Source organism: Rhizobium sp. PEPV16, from assembly GCF_008919455.1.
GTDB lineage: Bacteria > Pseudomonadota > Alphaproteobacteria > Rhizobiales > Rhizobiaceae > Rhizobium > Rhizobium leguminosarum_Q.
Genome location: NZ_VSZV01000036.1, coordinates 1 through 1,261, shown reverse-complemented (window position 1 = coordinate 1,261; position 1,261 = coordinate 1). Strand labels below are relative to the sequence as shown.

At 60.7% G+C, this 1,261-nt stretch carries 1 protein-coding gene and 1 pseudogene; both read left to right on the top strand.

Going from position 1 to position 1,261, the window contains the following annotated elements:
* The first annotated feature begins 302 nt into the window (after positions 1 to 302).
* Positions 303 to 827 carry a poly(R)-hydroxyalkanoic acid synthase subunit PhaE gene (locus FY112_RS00265; RefSeq protein WP_246700570.1) on the top strand — a complete coding sequence of 175 codons (525 nt, stop codon included), beginning with the start codon at positions 303 to 305 and terminating at the stop codon, positions 825 to 827.
* 3 nt (positions 828 to 830) lie between these two features.
* Positions 831 to 1,261, top strand: a pseudogene (locus FY112_RS00260) (class III poly(R)-hydroxyalkanoic acid synthase subunit PhaC); the annotation flags it as partial.

Genomic DNA, 1,261 nt, shown 5'->3' with positions numbered 1-1,261 from the left:
TGCGAGGCAGCGGAACGGCCGCCGCATCCGCGGTGCGGGATAACCGCATTGCTTCGAACACATGAAGGAACGCCAAGCATGGCAGCTCTGCGTCAGATCGCATTCTATGGAAAGGACGGAATTGGCAAGTCCGCTAACAAAATTGTCTCCGCCGCCGAAGCCGTGAGGCCTTGCTCCGGCAGAGCCGGTAATTTTGTATGACGCGGCAGGCTAATGGCCGTTGACGTTCCTGCCGTATGATCATAAATATACCACATGACGGTTTAATACCGTCACAGTTTAGATACACCGTCAGGTTTAGCATGACACAGTCTGTTAATTCACCCTCCTCGTTATCAACCAACCAGCGCCTTGCCGACATGTGGAACTTCGACCGGCAGGTCTACGCGCTGATGGCGGCCTGGATGGACGTCGGCCAGCGCATGGCGGCCTATCACGCCATAGCCTCCGTGCCGTGGAGCAAGGCCTATGAACGCAGCGCGACGCTCGCCGACACGAAGGAAGGAGACGCCGAGGATTTCGGCTGGCGCAAGGCCTTCGACAAATGGAGGGACATTGCGAACGAGGAACTGATCAGCAATCTGCGCTCTAAGGATTTCCTCGCCACGCAGCGCGAATGGCTGCTCGCCGGGCTGGAGCTGCGCACCCGCCAGCAGCAAATGACCGACAGCGTCGCGAAGCTGTTAGGCGTTCCGAGCCAGCACGACTTCGACGAGCTGACGCGGCAGTTCACGGAACTCAGGCGGGAGGTGCGCGCCAGCATCAGGGCACAGCGCGATGAAGTCGAAGGTGCGCGCGGTATCGCCACACAACCAGGAAAGGGATGAGCGATGACCGAACCCCGCAAAACCGCCTTCAACAGCTTCCTGAAGGATTTCGCCGAGAATGTCGGCAAGTTTCACAAGGGGGCGGACGTGCTCGCCGGCATCCGCGACGAGGATGTCGATGTCGGAACAACCCCGAAGACGCTCGTCATGCGCCGCGACAAGGTGAAGCTGTTTCGCTACGAGCCGACGGTCAAGCGCACCGTTGAGACGCCGGTCCTCATCGTCTATAGCCTGGTCGGCCGCTACACTATCGCGGACCTCCAGCCCGACCGCTCGCTGGTGCGTAGCCTGCTCGCCGAGGGCGTCGACGTCTGGCTGATCGAATGGGGCAAGCCTGGCCGCGCCGAGCGTTGCCTGACGATGGACGACTATGTCGACGACTATATCGACGAGGCGGTGCACCGGATCTGCCGCGAGACGGGCCATGACAAGGT